Source organism: Paracholeplasma vituli (genome assembly GCF_025446935.1).
GTDB classification, from domain to species: Bacteria; Bacillota_I; Bacilli_A; order Acholeplasmatales; family UBA5453; genus Paracholeplasma; species Paracholeplasma vituli.
In genome coordinates this window covers 1-14,685 of the sequence record NZ_JAOEGN010000018.1, presented here as the reverse complement: position 1 = coordinate 14,685, position 14,685 = coordinate 1, and the positions used below count along the sequence as shown (strand labels likewise).

Annotated in this window: 17 protein-coding genes; 11 read left to right on the top strand and 6 right to left on the bottom strand. The window is 38.2% G+C overall.

Annotated elements, in window-relative coordinates; all coding sequences use genetic code 11:
• Positions 1 to 19: 19 nt before the first annotated feature.
• The 8 genes from dnaX to fba all read left to right on the top strand — a co-directional run bounded on the left by dnaX (position 20) and on the right by fba (position 6,537).
• Positions 20 to 1,741 carry a DNA polymerase III subunit gamma/tau gene (gene dnaX / locus N7603_RS08060; protein ID WP_262096925.1) on the top strand — a complete coding sequence of 574 codons (1,722 nt, stop codon included), beginning with the start codon at positions 20 to 22 and terminating at the stop codon, positions 1,739 to 1,741.
• A gap of 5 nt (positions 1,742 to 1,746) precedes the next feature.
• Positions 1,747 to 2,037 carry a YbaB/EbfC family nucleoid-associated protein gene (locus tag N7603_RS08055; protein WP_262096924.1) on the top strand — a complete coding sequence of 97 codons (291 nt, stop codon included), beginning with the start codon at positions 1,747 to 1,749 and terminating at the stop codon, positions 2,035 to 2,037.
• Positions 2,037 to 2,630, top strand: coding sequence for a recombination mediator RecR (recR, locus tag N7603_RS08050; protein ID WP_262096923.1), 594 nt, complete (start codon positions 2,037 to 2,039; stop codon positions 2,628 to 2,630). Before N7603_RS08055 ends, recR begins: the two co-directional genes overlap by 1 nt.
• 13 nt (positions 2,631 to 2,643) lie before the next feature.
• Positions 2,644 to 2,922 carry a hypothetical protein gene (locus tag N7603_RS08045; RefSeq protein WP_262096922.1) on the top strand — a complete coding sequence of 93 codons (279 nt, stop codon included), beginning with the start codon at positions 2,644 to 2,646 and terminating at the stop codon, positions 2,920 to 2,922.
• Positions 2,919 to 3,266: a hypothetical protein gene (locus tag N7603_RS08040; RefSeq protein WP_262096921.1), complete on the top strand. Its 348-nt coding sequence runs from the start codon at positions 2,919 to 2,921 to the stop codon at positions 3,264 to 3,266. Before N7603_RS08045 ends, N7603_RS08040 begins: the two co-directional genes overlap by 4 nt.
• Before the next feature lie 58 nt (positions 3,267 to 3,324).
• Positions 3,325 to 3,855, top strand: coding sequence for a DNA-directed RNA polymerase subunit delta (gene rpoE / locus N7603_RS08035; RefSeq protein ID WP_262096920.1), 531 nt, complete (start codon positions 3,325 to 3,327; stop codon positions 3,853 to 3,855).
• A 110-nt stretch (positions 3,856 to 3,965) separates the two neighbouring features.
• Entirely contained in the window at positions 3,966 to 5,579 is a 1,614-nt protein-coding gene (gene pyrG / locus N7603_RS08030; protein ID WP_262096919.1) for a CTP synthase, read from the top strand.
• 91 nt (positions 5,580 to 5,670) lie between these two features.
• The gene (gene fba / locus N7603_RS08025; RefSeq protein WP_262096918.1) at positions 5,671 to 6,537 is read left to right on the top strand and encodes a class II fructose-1,6-bisphosphate aldolase; all 867 of its coding nucleotides are present in this window, start codon (positions 5,671 to 5,673) and stop codon (positions 6,535 to 6,537) included.
• Positions 6,538 to 6,587: 50 nt separating this feature from the next.
• Here the strand turns inward: fba and N7603_RS08020 are convergent, their stop codons facing one another.
• On the bottom strand, positions 6,588 to 7,289 hold the full coding sequence (locus N7603_RS08020; RefSeq protein ID WP_262096917.1) for a lysoplasmalogenase family protein: 702 nt from the start codon (positions 7,287 to 7,289) through the stop codon (positions 6,588 to 6,590).
• A gap of 185 nt (positions 7,290 to 7,474) precedes the next feature.
• Here N7603_RS08020 and N7603_RS08015 point away from each other — a divergent pair, with 185 nt between their 5' ends.
• Positions 7,475 to 8,026 (top strand): hypothetical protein, encoded by a 552-nt coding sequence (locus N7603_RS08015; protein WP_262096916.1) that lies wholly within the window; start codon positions 7,475 to 7,477, stop codon positions 8,024 to 8,026.
• Positions 8,027 to 8,103: 77 nt separating this feature from the next.
• Here N7603_RS08015 and lysS read toward each other — a convergent pair whose 3' ends face one another.
• From lysS to tilS, 5 genes are all read right to left on the bottom strand, one after another.
• Positions 8,104 to 9,591, bottom strand: coding sequence for a lysine--tRNA ligase (gene lysS, locus N7603_RS08010; RefSeq protein WP_262096915.1), 1,488 nt, complete (start codon positions 9,589 to 9,591; stop codon positions 8,104 to 8,106).
• 65 nt (positions 9,592 to 9,656) lie between these two features.
• Positions 9,657 to 9,911 carry an RNA-binding S4 domain-containing protein gene (locus N7603_RS08005; protein WP_262096914.1) on the bottom strand — a complete coding sequence of 85 codons (255 nt, stop codon included), beginning with the start codon at positions 9,909 to 9,911 and terminating at the stop codon, positions 9,657 to 9,659.
• Positions 9,901 to 11,838 (bottom strand): ATP-dependent zinc metalloprotease FtsH, encoded by a 1,938-nt coding sequence (gene ftsH / locus N7603_RS08000; protein ID WP_262096913.1) that lies wholly within the window; start codon positions 11,836 to 11,838, stop codon positions 9,901 to 9,903. The genes N7603_RS08005 and ftsH overlap by 11 nt, the downstream gene beginning before the upstream one ends.
• A 39-nt stretch (positions 11,839 to 11,877) precedes the next feature.
• Positions 11,878 to 12,420 carry a hypoxanthine phosphoribosyltransferase gene (gene hpt / locus N7603_RS07995; RefSeq protein WP_373425397.1) on the bottom strand — a complete coding sequence of 181 codons (543 nt, stop codon included), beginning with the start codon at positions 12,418 to 12,420 and terminating at the stop codon, positions 11,878 to 11,880.
• A 7-nt stretch (positions 12,421 to 12,427) separates the two neighbouring features.
• Positions 12,428 to 13,708 (bottom strand): tRNA lysidine(34) synthetase TilS, encoded by a 1,281-nt coding sequence (gene tilS / locus N7603_RS07990; protein WP_262096911.1) that lies wholly within the window; start codon positions 13,706 to 13,708, stop codon positions 12,428 to 12,430.
• Between the two features lie 103 nt (positions 13,709 to 13,811).
• On the opposite strand from tilS, the gene N7603_RS07985 reads away from it, so the two are divergent.
• The gene (locus N7603_RS07985; RefSeq protein ID WP_262096910.1) at positions 13,812 to 14,372 is read left to right on the top strand and encodes a Maf family protein; all 561 of its coding nucleotides are present in this window, start codon (positions 13,812 to 13,814) and stop codon (positions 14,370 to 14,372) included.
• A 190-nt stretch (positions 14,373 to 14,562) separates the two neighbouring features.
• Positions 14,563 to 14,685 (top strand): helix-turn-helix domain-containing protein (locus tag N7603_RS09120; protein WP_373425381.1); only part of this gene is annotated, 123 nt, incomplete at its 3' end.

Genomic DNA, 14,685 nt, shown 5'->3' with positions numbered 1-14,685 from the left:
AAGCAAAGGAGTGTGCACTATGTCCTATCAAGCTTTATATAGAACTTATCGACCGAAAACGTTTAAAGAAGTAGCCGGCCAAGAAGTCATAGTTAAGACCTTACAAAATGCGCTCTTACATGATAAAATTGCACACGCCTATTTATTCAGTGGACCCCGCGGTACTGGTAAAACAAGTATCGCTAAAATTTTGGCTAAAGCAGTCAACTGTGAAAATGGTCCAACAAAAGATGCCTGTGGACAGTGTCCGACTTGTAAAGCAATCCAATCGAATACAATTGGAGACGTCGTTGAAATCGACGCCGCAAGCAACAACGGTGTGGACGAAATTAGAGACCTTAGAGAAAAGGTTAAATACTTACCAAGTATGGCCAAGTATAAAGTCTACATCATCGATGAAGTTCACATGTTATCTCAAGGTGCATTTAACGCCCTTTTAAAAACCTTAGAAGAACCACCAAAACACGTTATTTTCATTCTCGCAACCACAGAACCCAATAAGATTCCATCAACGATTCTATCGAGATGCCAACGATTTGATTTTAGAGGGATTTCACCAACAGATATTGAGAAGAAACTTAAAGATATCCGTGACATGGAAAATATTCAAATTACAGATGACGCAATTCGTGAAATTGCTAGATACGCTGAAGGGGGTCTTCGTGACGCCTTAAGCTTACTCGATCAAGCCATTTCATTTTCAGATGAAACGGTTACTGTAGAAGATATATATGCGGTATCTGGGAGTGTATCGAAGTCGAACCTAATTCAACTCTTAGATTTGATTTACCATAAAAAAACAACTGAGGCATTCTCACTTCTAAACGATATGATTGAAGACGGTAAAGAAGTGAACAAGATTGTCTCGGATATGATTGCAACACTCCGTGATTTATTGATTGAGAAAAATGTTGTGTTTGATGCCGTAAGACCCACAAAGTACGTTGAAGCGTTATCCAAACAGTACTCAAATGATCGAATTTATTTTTATCTAGATGTATTGAACGGGACTCAAAATGATATTAAGTGGAGCAATCAAAAACGCGCATATCTCGAATTAGCCATTGTTAAGATGATTGACCATCAAAACATTGACCGTATCGATTTTCAAGAACAAGTTAAAATGCTTCAAGACCGTATTAAGGGACTTGAATTTGATATATCTAAACTGAAAACAACCCCACGTGAAGTAAAACGTATTCCTACCGAAGACGGTATTCCATCTAAAGAAGTGGAAGTGCCTAAATCAAGTGAACATAAAAAACCACTCGTTACAGTAGAGGATGTCGAACGTCTCTTACAAAACGGCAACATTCAAAAGAAAGAATTGTTGTTAAAAGGTTGGGATCGTCTACCTCAAATAAGAGATGCAAAACTACAAGCTGCAGCTACTCTGCTTCACGAAGGTAAGCTGGTTGCAGCCAGTGAAAAAGAGTTGCTATTGGTTTATCCAGACCGAATCAACTGTCAAATGATGTTAAAACCCAATACCAAAAAGTTGATTTTTGAAATTCTCAATGCAAAAACCAAATTGATTGAAGATTTCATCTGTATCGATGAAGCGTCCTGGCAAGTGTTATCGTCCAGTTTCGCCAAACAATGGCGTGAAGGTAACAAAAAGCCAACACTTCCAGCAATGGATTTGGGATTATATGAAGAAAACGAAGAGTCCTGGCAACCCGGATCCGTATCCCTTGCAATTGATTTCTTCGGTAAAGACAAAGTCATGATAAAGGAGTAAAAAATATGAATGCAGGCATGATTAAAAAATTACAAAAATTACAAAAAGAGATGCAAGAAACCCAAGAAAGATTACAAATGACCGAATTCACTGGCACAGCGAGTGGTGTTCGTGTCGTAATGTTGGGTTCACACCAAGTTGTTGACATTAAGATTTCTGAAGAATTACTTGAAGATGTTGAAATGTTACAAGATGCCATTTTAGCAGCACTCAATAACGCAGTTGAGGTTGTGGATAAAACTACCAACCAAGAAATGAGCAAGTTTACTGCAGGTATGGGGTTTGGCGGGTTCTAATGAAATACCCTGAAAGTTTTTTAAAACTTGTCGAAGATTTTAAAAAATTTCCTGGCATTGGAAAGAAAACAGCTGAACGGTTAGCCTTGTTTACCATATCTACATTGGATAAAGAACAAGTCTCGTCATTCAGTGAGCATTTAAATGAAGCCAAAGAAAACATCACACATTGTCCGATTTGTGGTACGCTTATGGAACACCACTGTCCGATTTGTGAAGATCCTAACCGCGATAAAAACACCATCATGGTTGTCTCAGATGACAAAGATGTGTTTGTCCTAGAAAGGACGCCTATTTACCATGGTCTCTATCATGTATTAGGTGGCGCTATTGATTTTTCAAGAGGCATAGGTCCAGAAGACCTTAATATTGAATCGTTATTCCAAAGACTAAACGATGTAGATGAAATTATTTTATCCTTAGCAGGAACCGTTGAAGGTGAGTTGACTGCTCAGTATTTAAAAGAACTGCTAAAGCATAAAGGCATTAAAGTGTCACGAATCGCTTACGGTATCCCTGTAGGTGCAGATTTGAGCTTTGCGGATGACCACACGCTCGAACTTGCCCTCAACAATAGACAAAAGTACGAATAAGGAGAACCTCTATATGGAAATATTGGATCAAATTTGGGCTTTCTTAATGGGCATCTTTGGTGACTTAGATGGTATGTTAGAAGAATTGGTGAACTTTGACCAGCTCGCCTTAAACTTCTACAATGATATCATTATGCCACTACCGGAATGGATTAAAATCTTAGGTACCCTTGGATTGGCTGTAGTCTTCATCTTTGGTATATTCGCAATCGCGAAGAAAATGATGAAACTCCTCATCTTTGTGGTCGTTATTTTAGCCATCTTGGTGCTAGCTAGAATATTGATGTCATGATTATAAGCATTACAACTGACCAGCAAACCGAAACATATCAAGTGGAATCCACTTTTGAACCCGGTAAAATTACATATCAGGATCCAACCAGTGATAGCCTCGTGACCGTTTATTTCAAATTAAACGAGGTTTTAATAAGACGTACTGGCGAAGTCACTTTTCAAGAGTCGTATATCCTTAATCAAACTACGATGGGATATTATCGTCAACAAGGGATTCTATTTAAGTCTATTGTCGAAACGAAATCGTTGATTGTACAACCCGATTTGATTGATATTACGTATCGCCATCATATCGAAGGGATCACAACTGAGAAAAGCGTTCAATTTCGATTATTCAAATAAAAGTCTTGCAAAAACATAGCACATCGTATACAATAATATAGTATTTTAGGAGGAAACTATGGCTAAACAAACGTATGTAAACAAATCCATGGTTGAAATTGCAGAAGAAATTTTACGTTCTGAAGGCAAAAAGAATATCTACGATTTATTAGAAACAGTAGCAACTTTAAAGGACGTCTCTAAAGAAGACACTGAAAAATTAACACAACTTTATATCGACATGACCTTGTCTGCAAAATTCGTATTTTGTGGCAATGATGAATGGGATTTAAAAGAAAATAACTTAGAACTTTGGGATAAAGATGGTTCTTATTTCAATACTGCTGATGAAGTGGTTGAGGAAGAAGAAGACGACACATTAACGGTTGATGACTACTATATTCCTGAAGAAGATGATCTTGAACTCAAAGATGAAGAAGACGAAGAAGATGAAGATGAAGAAGACGGTATCTTACCTGATGAGGAAGAAGACAATCTCTTACTTGAAGAAGACGACGACTTGATTATTGAGGAAGAAGACGACGTAGACTTTGATGATGACGATTATAATGAAATCATGGATGACTACGAAGACATGTACGACAAGTAAGAATCCCGTTGATTCATCGATTCTTATTTGATATAATTAAAAAGGGCAACTCATATAAGGTCTCCTGTAAAGGGAGACCTTTTTATTTTTAAAATTTTTGAGGTGGAAAGATGAAAACAAAGTTTATTTTCGTAACTGGCGGTGTCGTTTCATCGCTTGGTAAAGGGATTATGGCCTCAACTGTTGGCCAGCTTTTAAAGAGTCGGGGATTGAAAGTATTTATGCAAAAGTTCGATCCATATATCAACGTAGACCCAGGGACACTGTCTCCGTATCAGCACGGTGAAGTGTTCGTAACGGATGACGGTTGTGAAACAGACCTCGATTTGGGTCACTATGAACGTTTCATCGATGAGAACCTTTCGAAGGATTCTTCAGTTACGACTGGAAAAATCTATCAAACTGTAATTGATAAAGAACGTAAAGGCGCTTATTTAGGAGCGACTATTCAAGTCATTCCGCACATTACAAACGAAATCAAAGATCGTTTAAAGAGAGTTGCTGCATCGTCTAAAGCCGATGTAGTGATTACAGAAATTGGTGGTACCGTTGGGGATATTGAATCACTCCCTTTTTTGGAAGCCATTAGACAAGCAAGACGTGATTTTGGCCACAAAAACACGCTTTACATTCACACCACCTTATTGCCATACTTAAGAGCAGCCAATGAAATCAAAACCAAACCGACTCAACACTCGGTTAAAGAACTTCGTTCCTTAGGAATCTCGCCAGATATGATTGTTTTAAGAAGTGAAGTGCCGGTTGCGAAATCCACAAAAGAAAAGATCGCATTATTTTGTGACGTCGAGGCTACACATGTTTTTGAATCGGTTGACGTTGATGTTTTATACAAAACCATTCCAAATCTAAAAGCTCAAAAGATTGATGATTACATCTTAGAGCACTTTGAATTGGAACCCAAACAAGAAGCCGACTTAACACCGTGGCAAGACCTCATCAAGCGTATTGAAAACGCCAAAGATACCATCAATATCGCTTTAGTTGGAAAGTATGTAAGTTTACACGATGCTTACCTATCGGTATCTGAATCCTTAAAGCATGCAGGCTATCACTTTGGAAAAAATATTCAAATAAAATATTTAAACGCTGAAAAAATCAATTCTGATAATGTCAAAGACGTACTTTCTGGTGCGGACGGTATTTTGGTTCCTGGTGGATTCGGCGAACGCGCAACTGAAGGTAAAATGGCGGCGATCACCTACGCAAGAACAAACAACGTCCCATTCTTTGGAATCTGTTATGGACTACAGCTCGCCTCGATTGAGTTTGCGAGAAATGTGATGGGGATTGGATTAGCTACCACCACTGAAATTGACCCGAATACAAAATATCCAATTATCGATTTGATGTCAAGTCAAGATTTATCTAAAGATTTAGGTGGCACTCAAAGATTAGGACTCTATGATTGTGGAATTAAGAAAGATACCTTAGCGTATCGCTTATATGGTAAAGAAATGATTGAAGAAAGACACCGTCATCGTTACGAGTTCAATAATGCTTATCGCGAAGCCTTTGAATCGTATGGTATGGTATTCTCAGGCATTAACCCAAAGCTCAACTTAGTTGAGATGATTGAGCTTCCGGAACATCCATTTTTCATTGCTTGTCAGTTCCATCCAGAGTTCTTATCCAGACCACTACGCCCTCATCCGATTTTCAAAGGATTTATTGAGGCAGCAATTATGAATAAAAAACAAAAATGATTATCGTTTTCACGCATTAGTTATTTGTAAAATAACGTAATTAAGCGTATAATAAACAATGGACATTACATATATCTAGGAGGACATAAAAATGGCATTAGTTTCTGCAAAAGAAATGTTAATTAAGGCTAGAGATAATGGTTATGGCGTCGCTCAAATCAATATCAACAACCTTGAATGGACAAAGGCAACACTACAAGTTGCACAAGAATTAAACTCCCCAATCATTTTAGGTGTATCTGAAGGTGCAGCTAAATATATGGGCGGATATCGTTTAGTGATGGCGATGGTTAGAGAATTAGTCGCTTCATTAAACATTACAGTACCGGTTGCGGTTCACCTTGACCATGGTACTTATGAAGGCGCTTATAAAGCATTAGAAGCGGGCTTCACATCCATCATGTTTGACGGTTCACACTATCCAATCGCTGAAAACGTTGAAAAGACAAGAGAAATTGTTGCAGCATGCCACGCTAAAGGCGTATCTGTTGAAGCAGAAGTCGGTTCAATCGGCGGTGAAGAAGACGGCGTTATCGGCGCTGGTGAATTAGCTGATCCAAAAGAATGTGCATTAATTGCGTCACTGGGCGTTGATTTATTCGCAGCAGGTATCGGTAACATTCATGGTAAATACCCTGCAAACTGGAAAGGTTTAGACTTTGACGTTCTACAAGAAGTACAAAGAGTAACCAACAAAGTGCCTCTAGTATTACACGGTGGTACAGGTATTCCTGAACACATGATCAAAAAAGCCATCTCTTTAGGCGTTACTAAGATCAACGTTAATACTGAATTACAACTTGCATTCGCTGAAGCAACTCGCAAATACATCGAAGCAGGTAAGGACTTAGAATCTAAAGGATTCGATCCACGCAAACTCTTAGCGCCAGGTGTTGAAGCTATCAAGACTGTTGTTAGAGAAAAACTAACAATGTTCGGTTCTGTCAACAAAGCTTAATTATTAACCTAAACATAACGACCTAGTCACTCTGACTAGGTCGTTTTCATTTAGCGCTTATTGGAATTTAGATGAACCACTGAATAACAAATGAGTGATAACGCAAGTATATATGTGAACCAAACGCCTTGACTAGCAATCAGTTCAGGAACATCCCAACCCTTAATCGCTTTGATGGCGATTAACCAATCAGAGAAGATGAATATACCATACCCAACGGCGAGATACTTATAAATCGGGTTGTCTTTCATCGATAGACCAATTGTTAAGCCAATGCTTAAAGCGACTGCGTATACAATTGCGAGGACCGATAACAGTATCTTATCGAAATTAAATACTGTAAGAACGAAGAGCACAACAATGATAGAAAAGACAACGATAAAGTGCTTTCGGAAGTCCTTAAGCTTAGGTTTTCTAAAGGACAAAATACCGATGATGAAACTAAGATGACCGATAAAGAATAATCCCATACCAATTGGTAAACGATAGCCGGATGGTGTCTCGAAAGCGCTTGATAAAGCCATATCCCCGATAAGACAAAAAAGTATGCCTGAAATCAATGCGACTTTTTGAGAAGGTTTAATCGGTTTATAAAACGTAAGGAAAAATACATATAACACAAGAATCATCTGATAGACCATACCAGCGTTGGTATTGATACCTGAAAGCTTAAATAATTGAATCCAAACGTATGATATGACCACCATTAGTGGCGTCAAAAAGCGTGCGTCATACACTTTGTTTTTTAACATGCGTAAACCCTCTTTTCTATTGATTATCTTTATGATAACAAATACCAAAGCCTTTTAGAAATAAAGTGATTTGTGAGAAATCACACAAGCAATACGTGTTTTATCTCGTCGAAATATTAATTTTGTAAAAGTATTGATAAGTTGGTAATTATTTGTATAATTATATTAAGTCGGAGGTGTGAATGATGATTGATGCACTATATCACGATTATGCGAATTGGCTTTTAGAGTCAAGCGATTTGGTCGAAGAGCTAAAGGGTCTAAATTCTACTATCTATGAACGTTTTAAGTACGTCATTGAAGTGCTAGAGTTCCTTTATAACAAAAAAATTGAAGAGAAGCAGCTATCTACGGATGAAGGTAACATTTTTGAAACGGGCTTCTATTACTTATTTGATGCGTTTGAAAATATCAAACTGCTATTAGAACACGATTATAACGGTGATGTCCAATTGTTAAATCAACACGCAAACACGGTGATTTTATTAATGGATACCTTAGATTTCCAAAATGAACTCATTGGTGCGATTGAAGAACCCAATGAACAACATATGCAATCCTTAATCGATATTGAACATGAAATTCTCGCAATCCTTGAAAAACAAGGTGATGCACCTAAAGAATTACACGAGAAATTAGATAATGTCACAGAAGGCATTTATAAAGAGTTGTCCATGGATTACTATCCAATCAACAATATCTTCTTTGATATCGCAGATGAATTAGGACTCATATAATTAACGACAGGCGAAAGCCTGTTTTTATTTTATTTGGTATAAAAAAAGCCCCAAACCGAGGTTTGGAGCGATACCGATTAAGGTTTATGTTTCATGTGTGGGAACAAAATGACGTCTCTAATGTTGTTGACATTGCAAATCAACATAATGAAACGGTCAATCCCGATTCCAAGACCACCAGCGGGTGGCATACCATATTCTAAAGCTTCTACGAAATCGACATCCATTTCAGTTGCTTCGTCGTTACCCAACTCTTTTTCTTTAAGTTGGTCTTCGAAACGGCCTCTTTGGTCGACTGGGTCGTTTAGTTCAGAGAAGGCATTCGCGTATTCACGACCATCAATGAATAATTCAAAACGGTCAGTGAAGCGAGGGTTTGCTGCATTTTTCTTCGCTAGTGGAGACACTTCAATTGGGTGTCCATAGACGAAGGTAGGTTGTGTAATGGTATCTTCTACATATTCATCGAAGAAGGATTGGATGATGTGTCCTACACCATAGTGCTTTTCCACTTTTATATGGTGTTCTTTGGCCACTTTAGTTGCAGTTTCAAGATCTTCAATTTGGAAGAAGTCTACGCCTGTAACTTGCTTAATCGCATCCACCATATGAACTCTTGCCCATTTTGGTGCCATGTTGATTTGTTTTTCACCATAAGTGATTTCATAATGGCCTAAGATGTTATAAACCACAGTTGACATAGCGTCTTCAACCAAATCCATCATACCTTCCATGTCGGAGTAGGCTAAATACGCTTCAATGGTAGTGAATTCAGGGTTATGCTTCGCATCCATCCCTTCGTTACGGAATAGACGTCCGATTTCATAAACCGCCTCTAAGCCCCCAACGATTAAACGTTTTAAAGGTAATTCAGTTGCGATACGTAGGTAGAATGGCATATCTAGAGTATTATGGTGTGTCACGAACGGACGTGCTGCGGCACCCCCTAAAATTGGGTGTAGTACAGGGGTTTCAACTTCAATGAAGCCTTTACCATCAAAGTACTTTTGGATTTCACGGATGATTCTTGGACGAAGCATCGCGATACGTCTGGATTCTTCATTAACGATTAAGTCAACATAGCGTCTACGTCTCGCTTCTTCAACGTCTTGAAGTCCGTGGAATTTGTCTGGTAGTGGTCTTAAAGCTTTGGTTAAATGGGTGTATTCACTTGCTTTAACAGTTAGTTCATTGGTCTTTGTTCTAAAGACCAAACCCTTGATACCGACGATATCACCTAAGTCTGCGCTTAAGAATAGCTCGAATGCTTCATCACCAATCGCGTCTTTTCTTACGTAGACTTGGATATTGGAATCTCTGTCTTGGAGTTGTAGGAAACCAGCTTTACCTTGGTCTCTCTTACGGATGATACGGCCTGCGATGATGACTTCGACATGCATGCTTTCGAGTTCATCGTGGCTGTATTGTTCATATTGATTTCTAATCGCTTGAGTTGTTGTAGTACGGTCAAATCTAGAACCAAATGGATCAACACCCTTAGCTCTTAATTCTTCCATTTTCTCGCGTCTTATACGTTCTTGTTCGGTTAATTCAGTATAATCCATGTGGTTACCTCCTAAAAATAGCATATTCATTATACATGATACCCAATAAAAAAGCCATAACTACGTTACGACTTTTTGGTTTCACTGATGAGTTCAAATAGGACATCCTCGGATTTTGGTTTCGGAATGTCAATCGATGTGACCTTGACTGTCAATATTTTAAGTCCGAAATGGAGGGTTAAAATATCGCCAGGTTTGACAGTAGAAGCAGGTTTCGCGACTTTATCATTTATTAAAATTAAGTCTGCCAGTGCGGCATCTTTCGCTACCGTACGGCGCTTGATTAAGCGCGATACTTTTAAATATTTATCAAGCCTCATGGCCAGTTTCCAAAGGATTCTGATCCTTCTGGTCTAGTGGATTTTCAGTAACTTCAGGTTCGGATGCTTTTTGAAGTTTACGATCTTCCCACCAGCCAAGACGACCGGTCTTCACGATTTCATCGATATCTTGTTTGTTTAAGGTTTCAACTTCTAATAAGTAGTTGGTGATGGTATCGAGTAAAGTACGGTGTTCGATGATGATTTGTTTGGCTTGTTCATAACATGAAGTAATGATTTCACGAACTTCTTTATCGATTTCTAAAGCGACTTGGTCCGAGAAGTTTCTTTCTTTTAGGTAATCTCTACCTAAGAAGACAGAGCCTTGTTGAGATTCGTATTGGATTGGACCTAAGTTACTCATACCAAATTCGGTAACCATTGCACGGGCAATTTTGGTTGCGGATTGGAAGTCTTGGTAAGCACCAGTGGTAACATCACCAAAGATGAGTTCTTCAGCAACACGTCCACCGAGTAACCCAGTAATACGAGCTAATAAGCCTTTCTTACTTTCTAGGTAACCTTCCTCTTCAGGTAACATGAGGTTGTATCCACCGGCGCGACCTCTCGCAATGATGGTGACTTTTTGGACAATATTCGCATTCTCTAGTTTTAAACCAATGACGGCGTGACCTGCTTCATGGTAAGAGATGATTTTACGTTCTTTTTCAGTGACTTTACGAGATTTCTTCGCAGGTCCCATGAGTACACGGTCGACGGCTTCGTCGATATCTGTGAGTTCAATCATCTTACGATTGGCTCTCGCAGCGAGTAATGCAGCTTCGTTTAATAGGTTTTCAATATCCGCACCTGAGAAACCAGGGATACGGTGAGAGATGTCTTCAAACTTAACATCTGGAGAAATCTTCTTATTACGAGCATGGACTTTAAGAATCGCTTCTCTACCGACCACGTCTGGTAAGTTAATGGTGATTTGACGGTCAAAACGACCTGGTCTTAATAATGCAGGGTCTAATACGTCAGGACGGTTGGTTGCAGCCATGATGATGATTCCAGCATTTGGATTAAATCCATCCATTTCAACTAATAATTGGTTAAGGGTTTGTTCACGTTCATCGTGACCGCCACCCATACCAGCACCTCTTTGACGGCCGACTGCGTCGATTTCGTCAATAAAGATGATACACGGTGCATTTTCTTTCGCTACTTTAAATAGATCACGAACACGGGATGCCCCAACCCCTACGAACATTTCTACGAAGTCAGACCCAGAGATGGAGAAGAATGGCACACTGGCTTCACCTGCAACAGCTTTCGCAAGTAAGGTTTTACCTGTACCTGGAGAACCTACTAATAGGATACCCTTTGGAATACGAGCACCCATTTCTCTGTATTTACGAGGAAACTTTAAGAAGTCGATGACTTCAACCAATTCGGTTTTTTCTTCGTCACAACCTGCAACATCTTTGAATGTTACTGCTTTAGAACTGGATAATCTCGCACGAGACTTGGAGAATTCAAAAGCCTTGTTGTTACCACCACCACTCATGGTGCGGTATAAAATGATGATTAAACCAATGACTAATACAACTGGAATGACGATGTTTACAAGTACACCCCAAATGGTAACTGTAGATTTTTCAACATAGTCAAGTTTTATGTTATCAGCTGGATCAATTTTATTTAATGCGTCATTCAATGCTGGCATGAGCATTTCAAATACATACTCTGCGCCTTCTGCATCTAAGATGGTTACGCGGTAAGTATTTGTATCTTCGCCACCAATTGGACTATATTTGATGGTCATTCCAGCAAATTCCCCTGCTTCAAGCTTGGTGACGAACTCTGACGGTGTTAAGGACTTTGGTGCGTCTGGTTTGAATAAATTTTGGATGAAAAAGAAAGAACCCAACAGTACGATGAATGCGATAATGTAAATCCCGTAATTCATCGGGGCTTTTTTCATATTCTTTGGATTTTTAGGATCTTGCATCTGCGTGCCTCACTATTTCTTATATATTTCTGGTTTTAGAACCCCAACAAATGGGATGTTTCGATACAATTCATTGTAATCTAAACCGTAACCTACAACGAACTCTTTTGGAATGACGGTGCCGACATACTTCGGTGTGAATGGGATGACACGACCAGCTGGTTTGTCCAATAACGTGACGACTTCAACAGAACGAGCCCCGCGGTGTGTCAATAACTTTACAATGGTATCTAATGTTTTACCAGTATCGACAATATCCTCAGCGATGAGAATATCTCTACCCATGACTGAAGTATTCATGTCCTTACGGATTTTTACATCGCCTGAGGAAGTGATGTTTCCATGATATGAGGATACATCCATGTATTCAACTTCAATCGGAAGTTGGATATGCTTGGATAAATCCGCCATAAATGGAACACAACCTTTGAGTAGGCCTAGTAAAATAGGTCTTTCTTTATCAGCGTAGTCTTCTGTAATTTGTTTGCCAAGTCTTTGACAAATGGCTTCGATTTCGGTTTCACTCACCAAAACTCTTTCAATATCATTCAAAATGCTCATGTCAATACCCCCTCTTATAACGTAAGACAATGGTGCTATCTAAATCAGTAGATGCGTTATAATACCGACCTAAAATACTTAAAATTCGTCCGGTTTGATCCACTATCAGGATGTCCCGATTTCGTACTTCAAGTGGAATTTTATGGTCAATATAGTAATCTTTAAGCTTTTTTCTGCCATATGGAAACTCTAAAGTATCTCCAGGTAGACGGCTCCTCGCTACCAAAGGTAACGCTAATTTATTATAACATAGTTTTATTTCATAAAAAGATGAATTGCTAGGTCTATCCAAAAATGTGACAAAGCCCATAGTTTCTAGGACGTTAAACGCAGTCAAGTCTAGTTCTTGGTGAAATGCATGTGTTTTGGACTTTTTTGTGATACTCGCTTTTTGATAAACACGCTTTAAAATGTAGTGTTCATTGAGAGGATAAGTCTGATTCGGTCCACTATCCTTTAAAAAAGATAAAATACTTTCAATTTTTAACTGGTTAAAATCAATCGAATGATATTCCATCATACAAGCGAGAATATCTTTCTGAATAACGATGTCTTCTGAAAAGAAGCTTGTAATTTGAATATCATTTTTATGCTTAACCAAATAGCTTTTTGATTGACTTCGGATATAGGAAAAGGCTTCATAGAGATGATTACTGAATTGGTTAATCTTCGCAAGGAACTGCGGATTTTCATCCATCAACAAAGGAACAATTGAATTTCGATATCGATTTCTAGTGTAGTGATTTTCTAGGTTAGAAGCGTCTTCAAAAAAATGAACTTCGTGGGTTTTAGCGTAATCGTACAACATGTCTTTAGAAAAATTCAATAAAGGTTTAAGATAAATGAATTCATTACGCTTGCTCACCATTTGAAAGCCAGAATAACCAAGGAGATTAGATCCCCTTGAGAGTTTCATTAAAATGGTTTCTGCCAAATCGTTTGAGTGGTGTGCAGTGAGAATATAAGGTGTATTGTACTTGTGTGCTATCTTTTCTAAGTGCATTTTACGCAAGTGGTGTGCCTCGTCTTGAAAGTTGTTACCTTCAATATGCAAAACGATATATTCAAATGGGATATGTTTTTTCTCACAATAGGATTTTAAATAAGCAGCTTCTATTACAGATGCGTCGCGTTTTTGGTGATTGAAATGAGCAACTATTACAGGATGATTCATTTTTAAAGCCATGTCTAAAAGAACCATGGAATCAACCCCTGTTGAAACAGAGATGACCCAAGGATGATCCATAAAGGGTTTTAAGTTTTCTATGAGTTTAGCTTGCATATTAACCCTCTTTTCAACTCATCATTATATCATAGGTAGATTCAAAAAAATTGGCTTTGTCGTTTTCGATTTTGTGCTATAATGAATTAACTGGAGGGTTGTTATGTATATATTAGCCAGTAATTCACCCCGTAGAAAGAAATTATTAGAAGATGCAGGACTCACATTTAAGTCAGTATCTCCGGATGTGGATGAGTATTTAGCAGAAAAAACAAAGCCTGAAAAGTTTGTTCAAATCATCGCTAAGCGAAAAGCCGATGCGGTTTTAGCTTTATACCCTGAAGATATTATCATTGCTGCAGATACCATTGTTGTAAAAGATGGTGAAGTATATGGTAAACCTAAGGATGAAGCGGATGCATATCGGATGTTAAAACAACTTTCGGATGATAAACATGAAGTTTATACAGGTGTATGTATCTTAAATAAAGATAAAGAAGTTTGTTTCTATACAATGTCGGAAGTGTGGATGAAGAATTACAATGATCTTCAAATATATGATTATATTAAAACTGGTGAACCCATGGATAAAGCAGGTGCATATGCGATCCAAGGTTTAGGTGAACAGTTTGTGGATCACTACAACGGGGACTTCTTCACCATAGTCGGATTACCACTTAAAACGCTTTTACAAGAACTCAATAAATTCGAAGAGGCTGAGTAAGCCTCTTTTTCTATGAAAAAAGCCACTCTATTATTGTGACTTTTTCTTAACACCCCAATCAAGAAGTCCACACCCTCTTTATGTAGTGGGATGAATTGATTTTTATATTTACAAATCATTATAAATAATGTTATAATAATGGTGTACTTATACACGATTTTGTATTCTACTGAAAGCGAAGGTGAACCAGATGAATAAAGCCTTTAAGTTTAGGATCTATCCCACTGAATCTCAAAAGACTTTGATTCATATGACCTTAGGCCATAATCGCTTTTTATGGAATAAGATGTTAGAAGACAAACAGAAACACTAT

Excerpts from the sequence above, each read along its gene's own strand:
- dnaX (WP_262096925.1), top strand. The coding sequence starts at position 20 with ATGTCCTATCAAGCTTTATATAGAACTTATCGACCGAAAACGTTTAAA.
- N7603_RS08055 (WP_262096924.1), top strand. The coding sequence starts at position 1,747 with ATGAATGCAGGCATGATTAAAAAATTACAAAAATTACAAAAAGAGATG.
- recR (WP_262096923.1), top strand. The coding sequence starts at position 2,037 with ATGAAATACCCTGAAAGTTTTTTAAAACTTGTCGAAGATTTTAAAAAA.
- N7603_RS08045 (WP_262096922.1), top strand. The coding sequence starts at position 2,644 with ATGGAAATATTGGATCAAATTTGGGCTTTCTTAATGGGCATCTTTGGT.
- N7603_RS08040 (WP_262096921.1), top strand. The coding sequence starts at position 2,919 with ATGATTATAAGCATTACAACTGACCAGCAAACCGAAACATATCAAGTG.
- rpoE (WP_262096920.1), top strand. The coding sequence starts at position 3,325 with ATGGCTAAACAAACGTATGTAAACAAATCCATGGTTGAAATTGCAGAA.
- pyrG (WP_262096919.1), top strand. The coding sequence starts at position 3,966 with ATGAAAACAAAGTTTATTTTCGTAACTGGCGGTGTCGTTTCATCGCTT.
- fba (WP_262096918.1), top strand. The coding sequence starts at position 5,671 with ATGGCATTAGTTTCTGCAAAAGAAATGTTAATTAAGGCTAGAGATAAT.
- N7603_RS08020 (WP_262096917.1), bottom strand. The coding sequence starts at position 7,289 with ATGTTAAAAAACAAAGTGTATGACGCACGCTTTTTGACGCCACTAATG.
- N7603_RS08015 (WP_262096916.1), top strand. The coding sequence starts at position 7,475 with ATGATTGATGCACTATATCACGATTATGCGAATTGGCTTTTAGAGTCA.
- lysS (WP_262096915.1), bottom strand. The coding sequence starts at position 9,591 with ATGGATTATACTGAATTAACCGAACAAGAACGTATAAGACGCGAGAAA.
- N7603_RS08005 (WP_262096914.1), bottom strand. The coding sequence starts at position 9,911 with ATGAGGCTTGATAAATATTTAAAAGTATCGCGCTTAATCAAGCGCCGT.
- ftsH (WP_262096913.1), bottom strand. The coding sequence starts at position 11,838 with ATGAAAAAAGCCCCGATGAATTACGGGATTTACATTATCGCATTCATC.
- tilS (WP_262096911.1), bottom strand. The coding sequence starts at position 13,708 with ATGCAAGCTAAACTCATAGAAAACTTAAAACCCTTTATGGATCATCCT.
- N7603_RS07985 (WP_262096910.1), top strand. The coding sequence starts at position 13,812 with ATGTATATATTAGCCAGTAATTCACCCCGTAGAAAGAAATTATTAGAA.